At 72.9% G+C, this 19,468-nt stretch carries 21 protein-coding genes and 1 tRNA gene; 11 read left to right on the top strand and 11 right to left on the bottom strand.

The window, feature by feature from the left end; genetic code table 11:
- Window positions 1-198: 198 nt before the first annotated feature.
- Window positions 199-846, top strand: coding sequence for a hypothetical protein (locus KPL59_RS21550; protein ID WP_226361810.1), 648 nt, complete (start codon window positions 199-201; stop codon window positions 844-846).
- Between the two features lie 7 nt (window positions 847-853).
- Here the strand turns inward: KPL59_RS21550 and KPL59_RS21545 are convergent, their stop codons facing one another.
- A complete protein-coding gene (locus KPL59_RS21545; RefSeq protein WP_020623463.1) occupies window positions 854-1,084 on the bottom strand; it encodes a hypothetical protein in 231 nt (76 codons plus the stop codon).
- Window positions 1,085-1,295: 211 nt separating this feature from the next.
- Between KPL59_RS21545 and tenA the strand changes: the two genes are divergently transcribed.
- The gene (tenA, locus tag KPL59_RS21540) at window positions 1,296-1,964 is read left to right on the top strand and encodes a thiaminase II (RefSeq protein ID WP_060714316.1); all 669 of its coding nucleotides are present in this window, start codon (window positions 1,296-1,298) and stop codon (window positions 1,962-1,964) included.
- A gap of 5 nt (window positions 1,965-1,969) precedes the next feature.
- Here tenA and KPL59_RS21535 read toward each other — a convergent pair whose 3' ends face one another.
- The 3 genes from KPL59_RS21535 to KPL59_RS21525 are packed head-to-tail and all read right to left on the bottom strand — an operon-like array spanning window position 1,970 to window position 4,478.
- The gene (locus KPL59_RS21535; protein ID WP_226358916.1) at window positions 1,970-2,374 is read right to left on the bottom strand and encodes a phage holin family protein; all 405 of its coding nucleotides are present in this window, start codon (window positions 2,372-2,374) and stop codon (window positions 1,970-1,972) included.
- Window positions 2,371-3,627 (bottom strand): serine hydrolase domain-containing protein, encoded by a 1,257-nt coding sequence (locus tag KPL59_RS21530; RefSeq protein ID WP_374111651.1) that lies wholly within the window; start codon window positions 3,625-3,627, stop codon window positions 2,371-2,373. The genes KPL59_RS21535 and KPL59_RS21530 overlap by 4 nt, the downstream gene beginning before the upstream one ends.
- A gap of 50 nt (window positions 3,628-3,677) precedes the next feature.
- On the bottom strand, window positions 3,678-4,478 hold the full coding sequence (locus KPL59_RS21525) for a class I SAM-dependent methyltransferase (RefSeq protein ID WP_226361809.1): 801 nt from the start codon (window positions 4,476-4,478) through the stop codon (window positions 3,678-3,680).
- Window positions 4,479-4,758: 280 nt separating this feature from the next.
- Between KPL59_RS21525 and KPL59_RS21520 the strand changes: the two genes are divergently transcribed.
- Window positions 4,759-5,022, top strand: a complete 264-nt coding sequence (locus KPL59_RS21520; RefSeq protein ID WP_226358912.1) for a hypothetical protein — start codon at window positions 4,759-4,761, stop codon at window positions 5,020-5,022.
- 18 nt (window positions 5,023-5,040) lie between these two features.
- Here KPL59_RS21520 and KPL59_RS21515 read toward each other — a convergent pair whose 3' ends face one another.
- Together KPL59_RS21515 and KPL59_RS21510 are read right to left on the bottom strand one after the other, a co-directional pair.
- A complete protein-coding gene (locus KPL59_RS21515) occupies window positions 5,041-5,250 on the bottom strand; it encodes a hypothetical protein (protein ID WP_226358927.1) in 210 nt (69 codons plus the stop codon).
- A gap of 19 nt (window positions 5,251-5,269) precedes the next feature.
- Complete coding sequence (locus KPL59_RS21510; protein ID WP_226361808.1) at window positions 5,270-6,436, bottom strand: GNAT family N-acetyltransferase; 1,167 nt, start codon at window positions 6,434-6,436, stop codon at window positions 5,270-5,272.
- Between the two features lie 91 nt (window positions 6,437-6,527).
- Between KPL59_RS21510 and KPL59_RS21505 the strand changes: the two genes are divergently transcribed.
- Window positions 6,528-8,165, top strand: coding sequence for a CocE/NonD family hydrolase (locus KPL59_RS21505; protein ID WP_226361807.1), 1,638 nt, complete (start codon window positions 6,528-6,530; stop codon window positions 8,163-8,165).
- Between the two features lie 143 nt (window positions 8,166-8,308).
- Here KPL59_RS21505 and KPL59_RS21500 read toward each other — a convergent pair whose 3' ends face one another.
- Complete coding sequence (locus KPL59_RS21500) at window positions 8,309-8,674, bottom strand: hypothetical protein (protein ID WP_020624854.1); 366 nt, start codon at window positions 8,672-8,674, stop codon at window positions 8,309-8,311.
- A 1,016-nt stretch (window positions 8,675-9,690) separates the two neighbouring features.
- Here KPL59_RS21500 and KPL59_RS37780 point away from each other — a divergent pair.
- A complete protein-coding gene (locus KPL59_RS37780; protein WP_226358928.1) occupies window positions 9,691-9,957 on the top strand; it encodes a CGNR zinc finger domain-containing protein in 267 nt (88 codons plus the stop codon).
- A 149-nt stretch (window positions 9,958-10,106) separates the two neighbouring features.
- Window positions 10,107-10,853, top strand: a complete 747-nt coding sequence (locus KPL59_RS21490) for a DMT family transporter (protein WP_226361806.1) — start codon at window positions 10,107-10,109, stop codon at window positions 10,851-10,853.
- A gap of 253 nt (window positions 10,854-11,106) precedes the next feature.
- On the opposite strand, the gene KPL59_RS21485 is transcribed toward KPL59_RS21490, so the two are convergent.
- Window positions 11,107-11,188, bottom strand: a tRNA-Tyr gene (locus KPL59_RS21485).
- 96 nt (window positions 11,189-11,284) lie between these two features.
- On the opposite strand from KPL59_RS21485, the gene KPL59_RS21480 reads away from it, so the two are divergent.
- Window positions 11,285-11,776, top strand: coding sequence for a YajQ family cyclic di-GMP-binding protein (locus tag KPL59_RS21480; protein ID WP_149662871.1), 492 nt, complete (start codon window positions 11,285-11,287; stop codon window positions 11,774-11,776).
- A gap of 178 nt (window positions 11,777-11,954) precedes the next feature.
- On the opposite strand, the gene KPL59_RS21475 is transcribed toward KPL59_RS21480, so the two are convergent.
- On the bottom strand, window positions 11,955-13,439 hold the full coding sequence (locus tag KPL59_RS21475) for an amidase (RefSeq protein ID WP_226362126.1): 1,485 nt from the start codon (window positions 13,437-13,439) through the stop codon (window positions 11,955-11,957).
- A gap of 28 nt (window positions 13,440-13,467) precedes the next feature.
- A complete protein-coding gene (locus KPL59_RS35900) occupies window positions 13,468-13,590 on the bottom strand; it encodes a hypothetical protein (protein WP_255677230.1) in 123 nt (40 codons plus the stop codon).
- 215 nt (window positions 13,591-13,805) lie between these two features.
- Between KPL59_RS35900 and KPL59_RS21470 the strand changes: the two genes are divergently transcribed.
- On the top strand, window positions 13,806-14,282 hold the full coding sequence (locus KPL59_RS21470; RefSeq protein ID WP_226361805.1) for a hypothetical protein: 477 nt from the start codon (window positions 13,806-13,808) through the stop codon (window positions 14,280-14,282).
- A 208-nt stretch (window positions 14,283-14,490) separates the two neighbouring features.
- On the opposite strand, the gene htpX is transcribed toward KPL59_RS21470, so the two are convergent.
- Window positions 14,491-15,351: a zinc metalloprotease HtpX gene (gene htpX, locus KPL59_RS21465; RefSeq protein ID WP_075310056.1), complete on the bottom strand. Its 861-nt coding sequence runs from the start codon at window positions 15,349-15,351 to the stop codon at window positions 14,491-14,493.
- Between the two features lie 145 nt (window positions 15,352-15,496).
- On the opposite strand from htpX, the gene KPL59_RS21460 reads away from it, so the two are divergent.
- The 3 genes from KPL59_RS21460 (at window position 15,497) to KPL59_RS21450 (ending at window position 19,406) form a co-directional block, all read left to right on the top strand.
- Complete coding sequence (locus KPL59_RS21460; RefSeq protein ID WP_226358921.1) at window positions 15,497-16,270, top strand: enoyl-CoA hydratase; 774 nt, start codon at window positions 15,497-15,499, stop codon at window positions 16,268-16,270.
- A 125-nt stretch (window positions 16,271-16,395) separates the two neighbouring features.
- On the top strand, window positions 16,396-18,339 hold the full coding sequence (locus KPL59_RS21455; RefSeq protein ID WP_226361804.1) for a 2-oxoacid:acceptor oxidoreductase subunit alpha: 1,944 nt from the start codon (window positions 16,396-16,398) through the stop codon (window positions 18,337-18,339).
- Window positions 18,336-19,406: a 2-oxoacid:ferredoxin oxidoreductase subunit beta gene (locus KPL59_RS21450; protein ID WP_226361803.1), complete on the top strand. Its 1,071-nt coding sequence runs from the start codon at window positions 18,336-18,338 to the stop codon at window positions 19,404-19,406. Before KPL59_RS21455 ends, KPL59_RS21450 begins: the two co-directional genes overlap by 4 nt.
- Window positions 19,407-19,468 lie beyond the last annotated feature (62 nt).

Genomic DNA, 19,468 nt, shown 5'->3' with positions numbered 1-19,468 from the left:
CTGCGTGAGTGAAGGACCGCTACACGGGTGGGCGTGTACCCCCAACGAGTGGAGTAGTCACTCCGACGGTTGGCGTAGGGGGTGACCGGATAACAGGGTGGTCGTACGACACGACAGACGGGTGGAAGCAGGAGCCGGCGGCGCGCACCGGGTCCCGAAGAACCCCGTATCGACTCCCCCGAGATCGTGGTGATCGTCATGTCCGCGCCAGCCGTCCGCATCCCCAGCCCGCGCCGCCCCCTGGGCGCCGTCCCCGCCACCCCGTCGGTCCCCGCACCGCGGGTCGGTGGGGCCGTGCCGACGGACCGGGTCGAGGGGCGGCACCGTCGTCGCGAGGACCACGTCGACCTGCCCGCGCCCCGCCGGGAGCGTCCGCGGTCGACCTCCCCGCAGGCACCGGGCGTCCCCGCACCGCGGCCGGCGTCGCCGGGTTCGTCGGCGGGGCGTGCGGGTGCGGCGCAGCAGCACCGAACCACGCAGCAGCAGCGCGCCACGCAGCAGTACCGCACCACTTCGGCTCCGGCTCAGCGTCCGGCCCCGGCCCCGGCCCCGCGCCCGGCTGGCACGCCCGCGCCGCCCACGGGCAGTCCCGTCCCGGCACCCCGCACCGGCACCGGCGCTCCTGGCCGGCCGCACGGCGTCGTCGCCGCAGCTCAGGCCGCCGCCGGGCACGGACGCGCCGGCGGGCCGTCACCCGTCGCCCGCACCCTGGACGTCCTGGGCCGGGTCGGCAGCATCACCACGATCGCGGCCATGCTGGTCCTGTCCGCCGCGCTGGCCGGGCTCGCCGACGGCACCCCGCCGACCGGAGCCGCCGCCGAGGTCGCCGTGACGACCCTGCGCTGAGCAGGGGTCAGGCCGCGTCGGAGCGCGTCGCCCGCTCCGGCGGTACCGCCTTCATGACATGGTCCACCAGGTTCAGGACCATCCGGTTGCCGCCGAGGCGGTATCCGAAGTCCTCCCAGCCGAGCAGCTCGCGCGAGATCAGCTCGCCGACCGGTCCGGGGTAGATCCGGGTCGCACGGAACGCGGCCGCGCGGATCCGCATCTTCTCGTGGTGATCCATGGGCTGCGGGTCGGTCATACCCTCACCTCCACGTCAGGGGGACTGGACGTGGCGCGTCCTCCACACTGAGTGGCTCGCCTGCCCTCCATGGTGACACCCCCACGCCCGAGCAGCGGACGACGTGCGCAGGATCTCAGGGCCCGCGTCACCGCGGTGTTCCTCCCCGGTCACGCCGACGTTGCACGGGCGATCACCCGACCGGCCGGGCCCCGGTGGATACCGTGGCCGCATGGCCGACCGCACCCGGGACCTGCTCTGGTCCGACGTCGACACCCTGTACCAGGCGATCCTCGCCCACCCGTTCGTCACCGGGCTGACCGACGGCTCGCTGCCGCACGAGACGTTCCGGCACTACATCGTCCAGGACGCGCACTACCTGCGCGGCTACGCCACGGCGCTCACCGTGTGCGCGGCGAAGGCCCCGACCGACGACGACACCCTGATGTTCGCCGAGCACGCCGCCGGAGCCATCGCCGCCGAGCGCGAGCTGCACGCCGACCTGCTCGGCGCGCTCGGGCTCACCGCGGAGCAGGCCCGCGAGATCCCGGTCGCCCCGGCCACCCGCGCCTACGTCAGCTACCTGCTCGCGACCGCGTACGGCGGGTCCTACGCCGAGGGCGTCGCCGCGGTGCTGCCCTGCTACTGGATCTACGGCCGGGTCGGCGAGCACCTGGTCGGCGCCGGCTCCCCGGACCCGGTCTACCAGCGCTGGATCGACATGTACGCGGGCGAGGAGTACCACGCCGTCGTCGAGGCCGTGCTGGACGCGACCGACCGGGTCGGCGCCGCCGCGTCGCCGACCGAGCTCGGTCGCATGCGTGAGCACTTCACGACGACCTCGCGCTACGAGTGGATGTTCTGGGACGGCGCGTACCGCCGCGAGACCTGGCCGGTCTGATGACCTCAGCGGTCGTCGAACCGGTCCGGGATCACCAGGTGCAGGAAGAACGACACGATCCCGACGACGATCGCGCCCCAGAACGCCGCCCAGAAGCCGTCCACGGCGAACGGCAGGTTCAGCACCGACGACAGCCAGCCCGTCAGCATGAACATGAGCGCGTTCACCACGAGCGCGAACAGCCCCAGCGTGAGGATGTAGAGCGGGCAGCCCAGCGTCGCCACGATCGGCTTCACCACGGCGTTGACCAGGCCGAACACCAGGGCGACGCCGATCAGCGTGAGGATCGAGGTGGTGGTGCCCGCACTCTCCAGCCGGATGCCGCCGACCAGCACCGTCGCCACCCACAGCGAGGCGGCGACGACGAGCGTGCGGATGGTGAAGGTGAGCACGGGGCTCGGTGGGGTCATCGGTCGGTCACCGCCTGCTGGACCAGCGTCTGGAGCTGGGATCGGATCGGGTAGGTGCTGGAGGGGACGAGCTGGGTCATGAAGACGACCGCGATGTCGTCGACCGGGTCCACCCAGAACGCGGTGGAGGCCAGCCCGCCCCAGGCGAAGGTGCCCTCGTTGGCGAAGCCCTTCGTCGCCGGGCCGTCGATCACGGTGGAGAAGCCGAGGCCGAAGCCGACACCGGAGAACGCGGACTCGGAGAAGATGGGGCGCCCGACGGTGTCGAGGTCCCCGCCGCCGGGCAGGTGGTTGCGGGTGGCCCTGGCCAGCGTGCGCGGGCCGAGGATCCGGGCGCCGTCGAGCTCGCCGCCGCGGGCGAGCATCCGGGCGAACCGCAGGTAGTCGCCGGTGGTGGACAGCAGTCCGCCGCCGCCGGAGAGGAACGTGGGCTCGCGGGTCGCGGCCCGGGCGAGCACCTTGTTCTCGACCAGGCCGCCGCCGGGCCGGGCGTTGTAGAGCGTGGCGAGCCTGCCGGCCTGCGGGGAGTCCTCCGGCACCCAGAACGCGGTGTCGGTCATGCCGAGCGGCTCGGTGATCTCCTCGCGGAGGAACTCGTCGAGACGGCGGCCGGAGGCGACCTCGACGACCCGGCCGAGCACGTCGGTGGCCACCGAGTAGTTCCATTCGGTGCCCGGCTGGAACAGCAGCGGGAACGACGCGAACTGCTCGCTCGCGGTCGCGAGGTCCATCCCGGACGGTGCGCCGAACTCGAAGCCCTTGGCCCGGTACATCTCGTCGACGGGGTGGGCGTGGTGGAAGCCGTAGGTCAGGCCCGCGGTGTGGGTCAGCAGGTGGTGCACCCGCACCGGTTCGAGCGCGGCCACGGTGCCCGGGTTCTGCGCGGAGCCGCCGCTGTAGACGCGCTGCTCGGCGAACGCCGGGATGTAGCGCGACACCGGGTCGGTGAGCTCCAGCGCGCCACGCTCGGCCAGCATCAGCGTGGCGACCGAGGTGATCGGCTTGGTCATCGAGTAGATGCGCCACAGCGTGTCGTCGGTCACCGGGGCCGCGGAGTCGAGGTCGCGGACGCCGAGGTGGGTCAGGTGCGCGAGCCGGTCGTGGCGGGCGACGGCGATCGTCGCGCCGGCGAGGCGGCCGTCGTCGATGTACCGGCGGAAGTGGCTGTCGATCCGGGCCAGCCGGGCAGGGTCGAGGCCGACCTCCGCCGGGTCCGCCTCGAGCGTGCCGAAGGTCGGGGAGGTCACGGTCACGACCCTACCCGCGAGCCGCGTCCAGGGTTCTGACGATCCTGGGTCCGGGATCAGACCGGCACGATCTCGTAGCGGGCCAGGCGTTCGCCGCGCAGCGCGGTCGCCCGCAGCGCCGCCGCCAGTGCCCGCGACGCCCGCGGCAGCCGGGCCGCGACCTCGGCGGGTGGGGACGCCGCGTCGCAGGAGGCGGCCAGGCGCAGCCCCCACGGCTCCAGCTCGCGCGGGTCCTCGCAGGTCCAGTCGACCTCCAGCTCGCGCAGCGGGCCCGCGGCGAGCCGCCCGGCCGCGCCGCGGGACAGCAGGTCGGTGACGAGCTCGGCGCCCGGGAGCATCCGGGCGGCGGTGAACACGATCCGCTGCACGCCCTGCTCGGGCAGCAGCGTCAGCACCCGGTCGGAGACGACCAGGTGCGGGCCGGGCAGGTCGCGGGCCAGCTCCAGCCAGTCCTCGTCGAGCGCGGACCCGGCCACCAGGTGCGCCGGGCCCGCCAGCAGCTCGCGGCGCAGCTCGGCCACCCCGGGCAGCTCGACGTCGACCCAGTGCGCCGGGCCCTCGTCGCCGAGTCGTCCCGCGCGGTCGCCCAGCCCCGGCCCCAGCTCGACCACGGTCCCGCCCGGGTGCCGGCGCGCGAACTCGCGCACCCACTCGTCGAACACGGCGACCCGCAGCAACGTGGACAGCGTGTCGGCCCGTCCGGGCGCCGAGCCCAGGTCCAGATCCTCGGCGACGACGGCGGCGGCGTGGTCCCCGACCACCGGACGGCGGCGACGGGCGTCGCGGGCCCTGGCGTGTGCCGCGGGCAGCGACGTCGCCTCGAGCGCGTGCAACCGCGGACGGCGTCGTTGCGTCACGGTGTCCTTCCCCCCTCCAGCGGGCCTCCGCGTGGCGTCGGCGCTGGTCGCGCGAACGTACTAGTTGCCCGGCGGGGTGCCCGAGCCGGGAGGCGTCGGGCGGTGGGTGGCTCGCGGTCGGAGGCGCCGCGGCCCGGATCGGCTACGAGACGGTGCTGTCGGCGACGGCACCGGCCGCCGCGGCCTGAGCCCCGTCCCGGCGTGCGTCGATGACTTCGGCGCTCCCGGGCGGTCGGAGCCGGTGTGGGCACCGTGCCCCGCACCGGAACGGGGGTGGCCCGTGCACGACGACGCGCCGTCGCGGACATGGACCCGCACCGTCGTGCTCGCCCCCGGTGAGGTCCGCCCGCACGTCGAGGACGAGTGGCGGGGCGCCGTCGTCGTGGTCGACGCCGGGCGGATCGAGCTGTGCTGCGCCGCGGGCGGGAGCCGGACCTTCGGTGCCGGTTCGGTGCTGTGGTTCACCGGGCTGGACCTGGTCCGGATCCGCAACCCCGGCCCGGACGAGGCGGTGTTCCGCGGCATCACCCGCGGGCCGCCCTGACCCTCCGGTCCCTTCCGCTCAGCCGGCCGCGTCGAGCGCCCGCTGCCAGATCCCGTTGCGGGTGGCGACGAGCCCGAGCTCGCGCGGGTCGGTCACGCACACGCCTCGGGGGCGGTGGGTGTCCCACAGCGCCGCGTCGTCGAAGACGGCTCCGCAGCCACCGAACCTGCGGCAGCAGTGCGCCCGGTCCGGCCCCACCCACTCGGTCCCGCAACAGGACATCCGCATGATCCGCACGGCGGGCAGGCTACGGGGCACCCCCGACAGTTCCGGTGGGCGGCGGGACCGGGTCGGTGGCGAGCAGGTCGTACCAGACCCCGTCGTCGACGATCTCGTTCTCCGTGCCGTGCACCCCGTCGGCCCGCGGGCGGCCCCACAGCCGGAACCCGGCGCGCTCGGCGACGCGGCGGCTGGCCGTGTTGTCCGCCGCCGCGCCGAGCTGCAGCCGGTGCCGGCCCATCCCGCCGTCGGCAACCGGGGTGAACGCGTGCCGCAGGACGCGCCGGACCGCCGCGGACACCGCGCCGCGGCCGCGGGCGTCGGGGTGGGCGCGGTAGCCGACCTCGCCACCGGTCGGGGAGTAGGGCCGGTCGGTGCCGAAGACCGAGAGAGTGCCGAGGTAGCGGTCGTCGTCCGGGGCGGCGATCACCCAGCCGACGCCGGCGCCCAGGGAGCGCTCCAGCGGATGGTCGCGCAGCCAACGACAGGCGTCGTCGTCGGTGTAGGGCACCGGCAGTGTGGCGCTCCACCAGCGGGCGACGGGGTCATTGCACGCCTCGACCTGCCGGGCGAGGTCGGCCTCGGTGGGCGGGCGGAGCCGGACGCCGTCGCCGTCGAGCACCGGGTGCGGCCACCACGTCGTCGCGGGGGGACGGTCGGCGACAGGTGTGCCGGGCAGCAGGACGGCGGTCCAGGCGTCGACCAGGCCGCCGTCGGCGGGCAGGGCCAGGGTCCGGACACCTTCGAACCGGAACCCGCAGGCGTGCGCCACCCGCCAGGACGCGACGTGCCCGGCACGGCAGTCCCAGTGCAGCGCGGCGAACCCGGCGACGTCGAAGCCCCAGTCGGCGGCCAGCCGCAGCGCGCGGCTCGCGAACCCCCGTCCGCGCGCCCAGGGTGCGAGCAGGTAACCGACCGACGGCACCGGGTCGCGACGCAGGTCGATCGAGCCCGCGTAGCGGGGGCGGCCGTCGTGCTCGGCCTCCACCGCCCAGGCGAACTGGCGGCCCTCGGCCCACCGCTGCTCGGTGAGATCCACCCACTCGCGGGCCTCCCCCGACCCGAACAGTGGGGACAACGTGGTCCAGCGGTGGACGACCGGGTCGCCATGGACCTCGAGCATGGCCGGGGCGTCGGCGACGACGTGTCCGCGCAGGGTCACGACCCCGTCGGTCAGTGCGGGAGGGACGGTCACCGCGTCACCGTCACCGGCCACGCCCGGTCGGGGCAACCGGGTTCTCCTACGATCGACGGTGTCCGCAGGGGGCGGGCGAGGGGGAGGTGTCATGACCGCGCTCACGGAGCGACTGGTCGACCGCAGGCTCGGCTTCGGTGCCGACGAGCCGTACGTGCGCGAGCGTGACCTGCGCGTCCCGCTCTCCGACGGTGTCGTCCTGCTCGCCGACCTGTACCGGGCGCCGGGCCCGCTGCGGCCGCGTCCGACGGTCCTGATGCGCACCCCGTACGGCCGCGACGGCCTCGGGTCGATCATCGGTTCGCTGCTGGCCCGCCGCGGGTTCCAGGTGCTGGTCCAGTCCACCCGGGGCACCTTCGGCTCGGGCGGGCAGTTCCGCCCGTTCCTGCACGAGAGCTCCGACGGGCTCGACACGCTCGCCTGGGTGCGCGGACAGGACTGGTGCGACGGCCGCGTCTCGATGGTGGGCCCCAGCTACGTCGGACACACCCAGTGGGCGGTCGCCCCCTACGCCGACCCGGGTCTGTGCTCGATGAACGCCGACATCACCGCGTCGGAGTTCACCAGCACCTTCTACCCCGGCGGCGCGCCCGGCCTGCTGAACCTCGCGACCTGGGTGAACCAGATCGGCCGTCAGGAGCGCATCGGCGCGGTCACCGGCTTCCTCGCGACGCCGGTGTTCAGCCGTCGCAAGCGACGCGCGGTGACCTCCCAGCCGCTGCAGGCCGCGGACGTCGCGCTGACCGGGGCGCCGGTGGTGTTCTGGCGGGACTTCGTCGAGCACGCCGAGCAGCCGCGCGAGTTCTGGGCGCCCGCCGAGCACGACGGTTTCGACGCCGCCGCGATGCCGCCGGTCTGCATGGTGACCGGCTGGTGGGACCTGTTCCTCGACCGTCAGCTGGTGGACTTCACCGCGCTGCAGCGGGGCGGGGCGACGGCGCGGATCACGATCGGCCCCTGGTCCCACGGCGACCGCGGATCCCTGTCGACCATCGCCCACGAGATGGTCCACTGGCTGGGCATGCACCTGCACGGCGGCGAGCACGACGGCCGCGCCCCGGTCCGGGTGTACGTGCAGCACGCCGACCGCTGGACCGACCTGCCGTGCTGGCCACCACCGGAGGCCCGCCCGACCGAGTGGTACCTCGACGCCGGTGGCGGGCTGGGCCCGGACCGACCGGCCGGGACCACTCCGCCGTCACGGTTCGTCTACGACCCGGCCGACCCGACGCCGACGGTCGGGGGCCCGATGCTCCAGCCGCCGTCCAAGCAGCTGGACAACCGCACCGTCGAGGCCCGCGACGACGTGCGCGTCTGGACCGGCCCGCCGCTGGAGTCCGACCTGGACCTGCTCGGTCCGGTGTCGGCCGTGGTCTACGTGTGGACCGGGGCGGGGATCGGCGACGTGTTCGTACGGCTGTGCGACGTCGGCCCCGACGGGGCCTCGATGAACATCACCGACGCGATGCACCGGCTGGTGCCCGACCGCGAGGCAACCGCACCGGACGGCACGACGGTCGTCCGGATGACGTTGAGCCCGACCGGGTACCGCCTGCGGGCCGGGCACCGGCTCCGGGTACAGGTCGCCGGCGCGGCGTTCCCGCGCTTCGCCCGCAACCCGGGAACCGGTGAGCGGACGGCCACCGCGGTCGACGGGGAACGGATCTCCTACGAGATCCTGCACGATTCCGAGCACCCGTCGCACGTGGTGTTGCCGCACCACGCCTGACATCCCCCGTCCACATTTCCGGCTCCCCCGGAAATGCGGACATCCCCCGCTCCGGTCGGAAGAGCAGGGGATGTCCGAGAAGTGCAGGGGCACCGGTGACGGGACGACGGTCCCGTCACCGGTACCCGGTGGTGCAGGAGCACTCAGTCCTGGACGTTGGTCTGGGACTCGCCCTGCGAGCAGTCGCTGAAGCCCGGGGCGTCCTCGCCGTTGGTGGCCTGGCCACCGAGGATGCCCAGGACGCTGGCAGCGACGTCGGCGCTGTTCAGCGTGCAGGAGAGCACGTTGGCGTTGTTCAGGGCGTTGACGTCACCGACGTTGATCAGGCCGGACTGGACGCTGTTGCGGTCCTTCTCCAGGTTGTTGATCTGGTCGGCGTTGATGCGGTCGCCGCCGTGGCCGTGCCCGTGGCCCTTGTCCCAGCCGCCGTCACCCGCGAAGGCGAGCGGGGAGATGGCGAGCAGTCCAGCGGTGACGCCGGCGGTCAGGATTCCAGCCTTCTTCAGCACAGTTATTTCTCCGTTGTGTACGGGGTCCGATGTCGGACCGGCGTGTTCGGCGTGGGTTCGGGAGCCCCGCCGATGCACAGAACGCTATCCGCTCCATCCCCGATCCAACGAACTTTCTACCACTATCGGATGAGAGGCATTACCGAGCGCGAGGTTATTGCTCTCTTCCGGCAGCCGAGGGTCCGCGGAGATGTCGCTTCCGGACGCCCGTTGCGACGCTTCGTCACCACAGTGGACCCGAATGGACGCGCATCCTTTTGCTGCAACACTCTCCGTGACACGTCGTCCGCTCGACCGTGTCGATGCGTCACCCCGTCGATATCGAAAGAGTCGCTCCGGACACGCCATCGCAGCCGTCCTCGGATGGGTTGTTCACCCGTCACCCCATCGATGACGAGGCCACGAGCAGCGTGGGGGCTGTTCTGCCTGCAATCCGGGGGGGCGGACGCCTCCGTCGCGGTCGCGCTGAGCCGTGGCCACCGGTTCTTCCGGCTGGTCTCGGAGCGCCGGCGCGGTCGCCGGGCTCTGGCGACTGCACACCGCCCTGGTGGGGACGCGCGTCGCCGACCTGCGCGGTCATCGTGGCGCCCGATGGTGTGGGGCACCTCGTGTTGCAGAAGGACCCCGCCGCAGTGTCCGCGGCGCTGCATGTCCGGCTCACGCGTCCGACCGCACGCCCTGTCGCTGACGGTGCCACCGCAGCAGCGACCGTGGGCCCCAGATCGAGCGTCACTTGTTAGTATCGTTTAGTGGTGACGGAAGCACGTGGGCCGAGCTGGGACCCATCGCACTCGGCTCCCATCGAGCTCGAGCCGGTTCGACGACTGGCGAACACGCTGGATCTGTACCGGCACAGGGAGCATCTCGCGACGGCGAGCACCGCGACGGCAGCGCTCGGCCAGGACTGGCCGGGGCGAGGCGGGGTCGCGGACGAGGACCTGCCGCTCCTTCGCGACCTTCGCTCTGCCTGCCGGAACGTCCTCACCCACCAGCCGACGGACTCCTACGTCTTCCCGATGGCCGTCTCCGTTTCCGGCACGTCCATCGACGCATCTTCTGACCGTGCGCCGATCGAGCAGTACTCGACTCGGATTCTGCTGAGTTTGTCCTCAGCTCTGGCGGACAGTCGCATTCGCAGGTTGAAGTTGTGCGCGAACGACGCCTGCGGATGGGCGTTCTGGGATCGGTCCCGACCCGGGACAGGCAAGTGGTGCTCCATGCAGGTGTGCGGCGGCCAGAACAAGGCCCGCGAGTATCGGAAGCGGAAGCGCACAGCCTCATGAGGCCCACCCGGTGTCATCCTGCGCTGGGCGCAGCGTTGGTGGTGGCATCGTGTTCGGCGGTACAGCTTTCTGCCGCGCTCACCGCTCCGCTCGTGGGCCAGCTGGGGTCCGCGGCGGTCGCCGGTTGGCGGCAGGCAATGGGCGCTTTCGTGCTGCTCCTCGTCGTTCGACCGGCGCTACGTGGACGGACGGTGCGGGAATGGACCTGGATCGCGGTCTTCGGCGTCTCCATGGCCACCATGAACGTCGCGTTCTACTCCGCTGTGGCGGTGCTGCCGCTCGGAGTTGCGGCCACGCTGCTCTACCTCGGACCGTTCGCGGTCGCCTGCGCCGGGTTCCGCCGCGGACCGGCCTTGGTCCTTCCGGTGATCGCCTTGACCGGCGTCGTACTCATCAGCCGGCCAGGAACCGTCGACAGCGCCGGCGGCGTAGTCGTGGGGCTCACTGCCGGCGCCGCGCTCGCCGTCTACACCCTCTCGAGCCGCGCTGTGGGACAACGGGGCGGAGTGGACCTCTTGGCTCTCAGCGTCGCGGCATCGGCGGTGGTGCTGACACCGTTCTCGGTTGCTTCCGCACCGTCCCTGAACGGCCCGGGCCTCGCGATCCTCGTGACAACGGGAGCGGTAGGTGTCGCAGGGGCGTTCTGGCTGGACTTCCGAGCTCTACAACTCATCGGAAGCCGTGCGGTCAGCGTTCTGTTCTCCCTCGACCCGGCCATCGGAGCGATCGCCGGTGCGGTCCTGTTGAGCCAGCATCTCGACTTGTTGACCGTGGCAGGCCTGGCCGCCGTCGTCGCATCGGGTGCGGTTGCCGCGACGACGAGTAGCGCCGGCAGCAACGAACACTCCGAGAGGGGCGCAACTACGGGACAGGGACGTCAGCCCCCGGGGCAATGACTCTCCTGTTCGCCCACCACGGATCCTGTGATGTGGCGATGTAGCCGACCGCAGTTCGCGTACGACCACGTGCGTCGCCGGTCAGGACGACGCGGTCCGCCGCCGCGTGGAGGACGCGCTCCGCGACCAAGATCAGTCCGTGCATGGTCCGTGAACACCCGTCACGAGCCGTCCGGAGCCGGACACACCCGGACAACGAAAGAGACCCCCGGTTCCGGCGTTTCCGCTGGTCGGGGGTCTCTTTCACGTGCTGTGGCTGGTCCAGGATTCGAACCTGGGAAGGCTACGCCGACGGATTTACAGTCCGCTCCCTTTGGCCGCTCGGGCAACCAGCCGGGGTGCATCTCGGTCTCGCTGAGTGCGTGAACGAGGATACGACACGACCTGAACGACCCCGCCGAGGGGTCCCCGACCGACCCGGAGGAGAGACGATGGCCGACCCGTCGTTCGACGTCGTGAGCAAGGTGGACCGCCAGGAGGTCGACAACGCCCTGAACCAGGCCGCGAAGGAGCTGTCGCAGCGCTTCGACTTCCGCGGCACCAACACCACGATCGCCTGGGCCGGCGAGGAGGCTCTGACCTTCGAGTCGGAGACCGAGGAGCGGCTGCTCGCCGGCATCGAGGTCTTCAAGGAGAAGCTGATCAAGCGGCAGATCTCCCTGAAGGCGTTCGAGGCCGATGAGCCGCAGATCTCCGGCAAGACCTACAAGGCGAGCGGCAGGATCCTCCAGGGCATCGCGCAGGACAAGGCCAAGGAGATCAGCAAGGCCATCCGCGACGAGAAGCTCAAGGGCGTCCAGGCGCAGATCCAGGGCGACCAGCTGCGCGTCTCGGGCAAGAAGAAGGACGACCTGCAGGCCGTCATCGCGCTGCTCAAGTCCAAGGACTTCGGCATCGCGCTGCAGTTCACCAACTACCGGTGACCAACCGGCCCTGAGCTGCTGAAGCCCTGGCTCAGGGTGCCGGGTACAAGCCCGGTACAACCGTGCGCGGAGTACACCAGCGTCCGGGTCTGGTCGACGGCGTCCGGCCAGTACCCGACGTAGGTGTTCACGGCGGCCGCAGGCGTGGCCTGCTCCACCGTGACCTGACCCGGCTCCTCTAGACCGGCGGCGTCGGCCGCAAGTGCGCCCACGGCCGCGCCCGCTCCAGCTGCGCCGCCAGCGCCAGCAGCAGCGGCTCCGAGCCCGGCCGCCCGACGAACTGCACGCCCAGCGGCAGCCCGGACGCCGTCCGGTACAGCGGTACCGACGACGCGGGCCGCCCGGTCAGGTTCGCCAGCTGGGTGAAGGGGACCGGGGCGAAGTTGGCGTCGACCAGGCTCTCCACCAGCCCGAGCCGTCCGAACAGGCCGGACGCGCCGGCCCGCAGCAGCGCCTGCGCCCCGATCCGGGCCGCGGCCGGCAGGGCCAGCTCCCCGATCGGCCACGGCGGCCGGGCCAGGGTCGGGGTGAGGAGCAGGTCGTAGCGCTCGTGGAACGTGGCCAGTGCGCGGGTGTGGTCCTGGCGGCGGGCGAGCGCGGCGAGGTAGTCCGGCGCCGGGGTGGCACGCCCGATCGCGGCCATCACCCGCGTCTCCGTCTCGAAGGCGTCGTCGCCGCAGCCGGTCAGCGCCCGCGCCGAGGCCACCTGGGCCGAGATCGTGGAGAACCAGGTGGTGAGGAAGTCGGTGGCCAGCGCCCGGCCGTCGAGGGCGGGGGCGGACTCCTCCACGACGTGCCCGAGCGAGGTCAACAGCTCGGCGGCGTCGGTGGCCGCGGCGACCGCCTCCGGGTCGACCTCGGTACCCAGCGGCGACGCGGTGGCCAGCCCGATCCGCAGCGGCGCCGGGTCGTCCCGGACGGCGTCGGCGTAGGGGCGCTCCGGCGGGCGCACGACGTAGGGACCCTCCGGTTCCGGCCCGGCCGTCACGTCGAGCAGCGCGGCCGAGTCCCGCACGGTCCGCGACAGCACGCCCTGTACCGCCGCGCCGTGGAAGCCCTCCGCGACGTCCGGCCCGGACGGCGTCACGCCGCGGCCGGGCTTGAGCCCGAACAGCCCGCAGGCGGCGGCCGGGATGCGGATGGAGCCGCCGCCGTCGCTCGCGCCGGCCGCGGGGACGATCCCGGCGGCGACGGCCGCGGCGGACCCCCCGGAGCTGCCGCCGGGGGTGCGGGCGGGGTCCCACGGGTTGCGGGTCGGCCCGCCGAGCGCGGGCTCGGTGACGGCACGGGCGCCGAACTCGGGAGTCGCCGTGCGTCCGAACACCACGAGACCGGCCTCGGTCCAGCGCCGGACCACCGTCGACGTTTCGGGTCGCGGGTGGTCGGCGAGCGGGCGGGAACCGGAGGCCGTCGGGACCCCGGCGATGTGCTGGGCGAGGTCCTTCACCAGGAACGGGACACCCGCGAACGGCCCGCTCAGCGGGCCGCGTGCACGGGAGCGGGCGGCGTCGTCGAGCCGCAGCCGGATGGCGTTGATGCCCGGCTCGACGGCGTCGGCGCGGGCGACGGCGGCCTCCAGCAGGTCGGCTGCGCTCACCTCACCCGCGGCGACGAGCGCGGCCAGCCCGACGGCGTCGTGGTTGCGGTAGTCGTCCCAGGAGATCCCCACGGCGGGGATACAAACAGATCGGTCAGGGGGTGGACACCGGGGCGGGCGCCGGCGCCGGGGACGCGTCCGAGGTACCGGTGACCCCGACGACGATGCCGAGAGCCAGGACGACCGCGGCCGCGGCACCCAGGACGGCCGGCAGCACCGGCCGGGTGCGAGCCGGGAAGTCGGGCAGCCGGAATCCGCCGGAGGTCCGGGCCGCGCCACCCTCGGGGAGCGGGGCCTGACGGACCGGCTCGGGAAGCGGGGCCCGGCGGACCGGCTCGGGGTGCCGCCGGACGGTCGGGGCCTGGGCCGGGGGGGGCCCGACGGGAACCGCACGGGCGGGCGCTGGCCCGCCGAGGGCCGGCCCGTGAAGGGATGCCGGGCCGCGGGCGGGCGGGCCGGGTGCCGCGGGCCCGCCGGGGCGTACTGCCCGGGGACGTGACCGCCCGGGGCCTGCCGGGGCAGAACGTGGCCGGGGACGTGGCCGCCCGGGACCTGCCGTGGCGGGACCTGGCCGGGACGCCGGCCGCCGGGCCCGGCTGCGTCGCGGGGGCGCGGGACGACGGGCAGCGCGGTGGTCGGTGCGTCGTCGGAGGACCCGCCGCCCGGCGCCGTGTGCGGCGCCGCGGGGCGGGAGGAGCGGGGCTCCGGCGGCGTCGTTCCCGCGGCGGGGGTGGGGCCGGCCGGAGCGTCGGCGTCCGGGTCCGGGTCGGAGGAGGTCGTGGTGTCCGCCTCGGCGACCGTCGGCGCGACCGGGGTGTCGGCGTCCGAGGACGGTCGGGCCGACGGCAGCGCGACCGGCTCGTCCGGGCCGGCCTCGGTGACCACGTCGTCCCCCGGGCGGGCCGGTGACGGGGCCTCGACCGGGCCACCCTGGAGCGGCACCGACGGGGTCTCACCGGTGTCGGTGAGCGCGTGGCGGGGCTTCTGGGACGGGGTATCGCTCATGGGTCCTCTTCCGCAGGGGGAGCTCTGCTCTGAGAGCTTCATCGCTCCCGGCACCCCGAACCGTTACGGAACAGCGACCCGGGGTCGCGCAACCACCCTCGGAACGGTCCGGTCAGCGGCGGACCATCTGCTGGAGCCGCGCGATCCGGTCCTCGATCGGCGGGTGGGTGGAGAACCACCTCGCCATCTTCTCGCCGGGCCGGAACGGGTTCGCGATCATCAGGTGCGACTGCGCCGTGAGCCGCGGGTCCGGAGGCAGCGGGGCGGCCGCGGTGCCGTACTTGAGCTTGTGCAGCGCCGAGGCCAGGCCCAACGGGTCCCCGGTGAGCTCGGCCCCCGAGGCGTCGGCCTGGTACTCCCGCGACCGGCTGACGGCCATCTGCACCACGCCGGCCGCGATCGGGCCGAGGAGCGCGACCAGGATGATCGCGATCGGGTTCGGGCGGTCCTCGTCGTTGCCGCCGAAGATCGAGGCGAACATCGCGAAGTTCGCGAGGAACGACACCGCCGAGGCGAGCGCTCCGGCGATCGAGGAGATCAGGATGTCGCGGTTGTAGACGTGGCTGAGCTCGTGGCCGATGACCGCGCGCAGCTCGCGCTCGTCGAGGAGGTGCAGCAGACCGGTGGTCACGCACACCGCGGCGTGCCGCGGGTTGCGGCCGGTGGCGAACGCGTTGGGTGCGTCGGTCGGGCTGATGTGCAGCGACGGCATGGGCTGGCGGGCCCGCTGGCTCAGCTCGCGGACGATCCGGAACAGCTGGGGGTACTCGGCCTCGGTGATCGGCTGGGCGTGCATCGACCGCAGCGCCATCTTCGCCGAGTTGAAGTAGGCCCACCCGTTCACGGCGAACGCGACGACCAGGGCGATGACCAGTCCGCCGCGGCCACCCAGGACCCCGCCGATCGCGAGGATCAGGGCGCTCATCGCGCCGAGGAGGACGGCCGTCTTCAGACCGTTCATGTGGCTGTGCACGCCGGGGTCACCTTTCCGTGCGGTCCTGCTGGGGTCACCCTTCTCAACGGACGAACCGGGCAGCGCGTTCCCGGGTGTGACCGGGGCCCGGCCCGGGGCACCCGCCACGTGCGGGAGGCCGGCCCGGCGTGGAAGAGTCGGGTCCATGAGCGACGGCGATGTCACGACAGAGGTCCGGACCGAGGTCACCGACGGTGTCGCGGTGCTCACCGTGTCGAACCCGGCACGACGCAACGCGCTGAACCTGGACCTGTCGCAGAAGCTCGTCGCCGCCGTCGAGGCCGCGAACGCCGACGACTCGGTCGGCGCGATCGTCGTCACCGGTCAGGAGCCCGCGTTCTGCGCCGGCGGCGACCTCGCGGAGCTGCAGCAGGCCGACCCGGCGACGCTCAAGCGCGTCTACTCCGGGTTCCTCGCCATCGCCTCCTCCCCGCTGCCGACCCTGGCCGCGGTCAACGGCGCCGCCGTCGGCGCGGGGATCAACCTCGCCCTGGCCTGCGACGTCCGGCTGGCCGGCCCGACCGCACGGTTCGACGTCCGCTTCATGCAGCTGGGCCTGCACCCCGGCGGCGGCTACACGTGGATGGCCCAGCGCGCTCTCGGCGCCCAGGGCAGCGCCGCGATGACCCTGTTCGGCGACGTCCTCGACGCCCGCGAGGCCGAGCGCGTCGGTCTGGTCTGGCGCGCCTACGACAGCGACGAGGACCTGATGGCCGGCGCCCGTGAGCTCGCGGGCCGGGCCGCCGCCGCGCCGCGGGACCTGATCGTCACGACCAAGGCGACGATGCGGATCACCTCCCGGCTCGACGCGCACGCCGACGCCACCGACATCGAGGTCCGTGCCCAGGCCGAGACCGTGCACTCCGAGGCGTTCGCGGAACGCGTCGCGGCGCTGCAGAAGAAGATCAGCAGGAAGTGACCCGCGGCACGAACGTGACGCGGGCCATGTGACGTGATCCCGGGTCTCCGGACAGGGGGACGAACCGGGAGTTAACCTCGATGTATCGAGGGACAATTCGACGCCGAACTGGGGACCATCAGCCCATGACGACCAGCGACACTCCCGTCGAGGCACGCGACTCCGAGGTCGTGCAGCGCGACCGGGTGGTCATCCGGTTCGCCGGCGACTCCGGTGACGGCATGCAGCTGACGGGTGACCGCTTCACCTCCGAGACCGCGAACTTCGGCAACGACCTGTCGACGCTGCCGAACTTCCCCGCGGAGATCCGGGCTCCTGCCGGGACGCTGCCGGGGGTGTCGTCGTTCCAGCTGCACTTCGCGAACTACGACATCCTCACTCCGGGGGACCGCCCGGACGTGCTGGTGGCGATGAACCCGGCGGCGTTGAAGGCCAACATCGGTGACCTGCCCCACGGCGGCGTGCTGATCGTGAACACCGACGAGTTCACCAAGCGGAACCTGACCAAGGTCGGGTACGCGGCGAACCCGCTCGAGGACGGCTCCCTGGAACCCTACGCGGTGCACGGGGTCGCGATGGCGACCCTGACCCGGGGCGCCCTGGAGGAGACCGGGCTGTCCAAGAAGGACGCCGAGCGGGCGAAGAACATGTTCGCCCTGGGTCTGCTGTCGTGGATGTACCACCGGCCCTCGGAGTCGACCGAGCGGTTCCTGCGGGAGAAGTTCGCGAAGAAGCCCGACATCGCCGAGGCCAACATCCTGGCCTTCCGCGCCGGGCACGCCTACGGCGAGACGACCGAGGCGTTCGCGGTCACCTACGAGGTCGCCCCGGCACGGCTCGCGCCGGGGACCTACCGGCAGATCACCGGGAACGTCGCGCTCGCGTACGGGATCATCGCCGCCGGACGCACGACGAGCCTGCCGGTGTTCCTGGGCACCTACCCGATCACCCCGGCCTCGGACATCCTCCACGAGCTGTCCAAGCACAAGGCCTTCGGCGTGACCACCTTCCAGGCCGAGGACGAGATCTCCGGCGTCGGCGCCGCGCTGGGCGCGGCGTTCGGCGGCGCGCTCGGCGTCACCACCACCTCGGGTCCGGGGATCGCGCTCAAGGCCGAGACCGTCGGCCTGGCCGTGGCCCTGGAGCTTCCGCTGCTGGTGATCGACGTGCAGCGCGGCGGCCCCTCGACGGGGCTGCCCACCAAGACCGAGCAGGCCGACCTGCTCCAGGCCCTGCACGGGCGCAACGGCGAGGCCCCGCTCCCGGTGATCGCCCCCTGCACCCCTGGCGACTGCTTCATCGCCGCGGTCGAGGCCGCCGCGATGGCCGTGCGCTACCGCACCCCGGTGATGCTGCTGTCCGACGGCGCGCTGGCCAACGGCTCCGAGCCGTGGAAGATCCCCGACGTCGAGTCCCTGCCGACCGTGGACCCGGGGTTCGCGACCGAGCCCAACGCCCCCGACGGGTCCGGCGAGTTCTGGCCGTACCTGCGTGACCCCGAGACCCTGGCCCGGCCGTGGGCGATCCCCGGCACCGCAGGTCTGGAGCACCGCGTCGGCGGGCTGGAGAAGGCCGACGGGCGCGGCTCGATCTCCTACGACCCCGACAACCACGACCGCATGGTCCGGCTGCGCCAGGCCAAGATCGACGGCATCGAGGTGCCCGACCTCGTGGTCGACGACCCCGACGGCGACGCGGACTTCCTCGTCGTCGGCTGGGGGTCGACCTTCGGCCCGATCAACGCCGCGGCGCGGCGGGTGCGCAAGCTCGGCCACTCGGTCGCCACGGTGCACCTGCGCAACCTCAACCCGATGCCGGCCAACCTCGGCGAGATCCTGGGCCGCTACCGCACGGTGCTCTGCCCCGAGATGAACCTCGGCCAGCTCGCCATGCTGCTGCGCGCCCGCCACCTGGTCGACGTCAAGAGCTACACCAAGGTCGCGGGGCTCCCCTTCGGCGCCGAGGAGCTGCAGGACGTGTTCCTCGACTACCTCACCGGCAAGCACCCGGAGTCCGCGGCCGACACCACCCCACGGCCCGCCAACGAGACCACTGGAGCGCAGGCATGACCGCCACCGATCTCGGTCTGCCGTCCATCGGCGGCCTCGACGGGGTCCCGACGACGGACGCGAAGCAGACCGCGAAGGACTACACCTCCGACCAGGAGGTCCGCTGGTGTCCCGGCTGCGGCGACTACGCCGTCCTCGCCGCGGTCCGCCAGTTCCTGCCCACCCTGGGCATCAAGCGCGAGAACACCGTGTTCGTCTCCGGGATCGGCTGCTCGAGCCGCTTCCCGTACTACCTCAACACCTACGGGATGCACTCCATCCACGGTCGCGCCCCGACCATCGCGACCGGGCTGGCGACCTCGCGGGAGGACCTGTCGGTGTGGGTCGTCACCGGTGACGGCGACGCCCTGTCCATCGGCGGCAACCACCTCATCCACGCGCTGCGCCGCAACGTCAACATCAAGATCCTGCTGTTCAACAACCGGATCTACGGCCTGACCAAGGGCCAGTACTCGCCCACCTCCGAGGTCGGGAAGGTCACCAAGTCCACCCCCATGGGCTCGCTCGACCACCCGTTCAACCCGATCTCGCTGGCGCTGGGCGCCGAGGCGTCGTTCGTCGGGCGTGCCCTGGACTCCGACCGCAAGAGCCTCACCGCCGTGCTGCAGGCTGCGGCCGAGCACCGCGGCTCCGCCCTGGTCGAGATCTTCCAGGACTGCCCCATCTTCAACGACGGCAGCTTCGACGTCCTGCGCCGCGGCGACAACGAGAACCGGCTCATCCCCCTCACCCACGGCGAGCCGATCACCTTCGGCGCCCCGGGTGAGGACGGACGCGGCTCGCACGCGGTCGTCCAGGACGGGTTCGGCCTCGCCGTCGTCGAGACCGCGTCGGTCGACCCCGCGACGATCGTGGTCCACGACCAGACCGACCACGAGCTCGCCTTCGCCCTGTCCCGGCTCTCGGACCAGGACCTCACCCACACCGTCACCGGGGTCTTCCGCAACACCGACCGCCCCACCTACGACGACGCCGCACGCGCCCAGGTCCAGGCCGCGAAGGACGCCAAGCCCGACGCCGACCTGCAGGCCCTGCTCAACGGCCGCGACACCTGGACCATCGTCTAGGACCGGCCCGCGACCGACGACGGCCCCGGCACTCCCCAGGGAGTACCGGGGCCGTCGTGCGT

It is taken from the genome of Pseudonocardia sp. ICBG1142 (genome assembly GCF_020496255.1).
Taxonomy (GTDB): domain Bacteria; phylum Actinomycetota; class Actinomycetes; order Mycobacteriales; family Pseudonocardiaceae; genus Pseudonocardia.
This window is presented reverse-complemented; position numbering and strand designations above follow the sequence as displayed.

Excerpts from the sequence above, each read along its gene's own strand:
- KPL59_RS21535 (WP_226358916.1), bottom strand. The coding sequence starts at position 2,374 with ATGACCCCACCGAGCCCCGTGCTCACCTTCACCATCCGCACGCTCGTC.
- KPL59_RS21515 (WP_226358927.1), bottom strand. The coding sequence starts at position 5,250 with ATGCGGATGTCCTGTTGCGGGACCGAGTGGGTGGGGCCGGACCGGGCG.
- KPL59_RS37780 (WP_226358928.1), top strand. The coding sequence starts at position 9,691 with ATGGCCGTCTCCGTTTCCGGCACGTCCATCGACGCATCTTCTGACCGT.
- tenA (WP_060714316.1), top strand. The coding sequence starts at position 1,296 with ATGGCCGACCGCACCCGGGACCTGCTCTGGTCCGACGTCGACACCCTG.
- KPL59_RS21455 (WP_226361804.1), top strand. The coding sequence starts at position 16,396 with ATGACGACCAGCGACACTCCCGTCGAGGCACGCGACTCCGAGGTCGTG.
- KPL59_RS21450 (WP_226361803.1), top strand. The coding sequence starts at position 18,336 with ATGACCGCCACCGATCTCGGTCTGCCGTCCATCGGCGGCCTCGACGGG.
- KPL59_RS21460 (WP_226358921.1), top strand. The coding sequence starts at position 15,497 with ATGAGCGACGGCGATGTCACGACAGAGGTCCGGACCGAGGTCACCGAC.
- KPL59_RS21550 (WP_226361810.1), top strand. The coding sequence starts at position 199 with ATGTCCGCGCCAGCCGTCCGCATCCCCAGCCCGCGCCGCCCCCTGGGC.
- KPL59_RS21505 (WP_226361807.1), top strand. The coding sequence starts at position 6,528 with ATGACCGCGCTCACGGAGCGACTGGTCGACCGCAGGCTCGGCTTCGGT.
- KPL59_RS21480 (WP_149662871.1), top strand. The coding sequence starts at position 11,285 with ATGGCCGACCCGTCGTTCGACGTCGTGAGCAAGGTGGACCGCCAGGAG.
- KPL59_RS21545 (WP_020623463.1), bottom strand. The coding sequence starts at position 1,084 with ATGACCGACCCGCAGCCCATGGATCACCACGAGAAGATGCGGATCCGC.
- KPL59_RS21470 (WP_226361805.1), top strand. The coding sequence starts at position 13,806 with ATGCCGGGCCGCGGGCGGGCGGGCCGGGTGCCGCGGGCCCGCCGGGGC.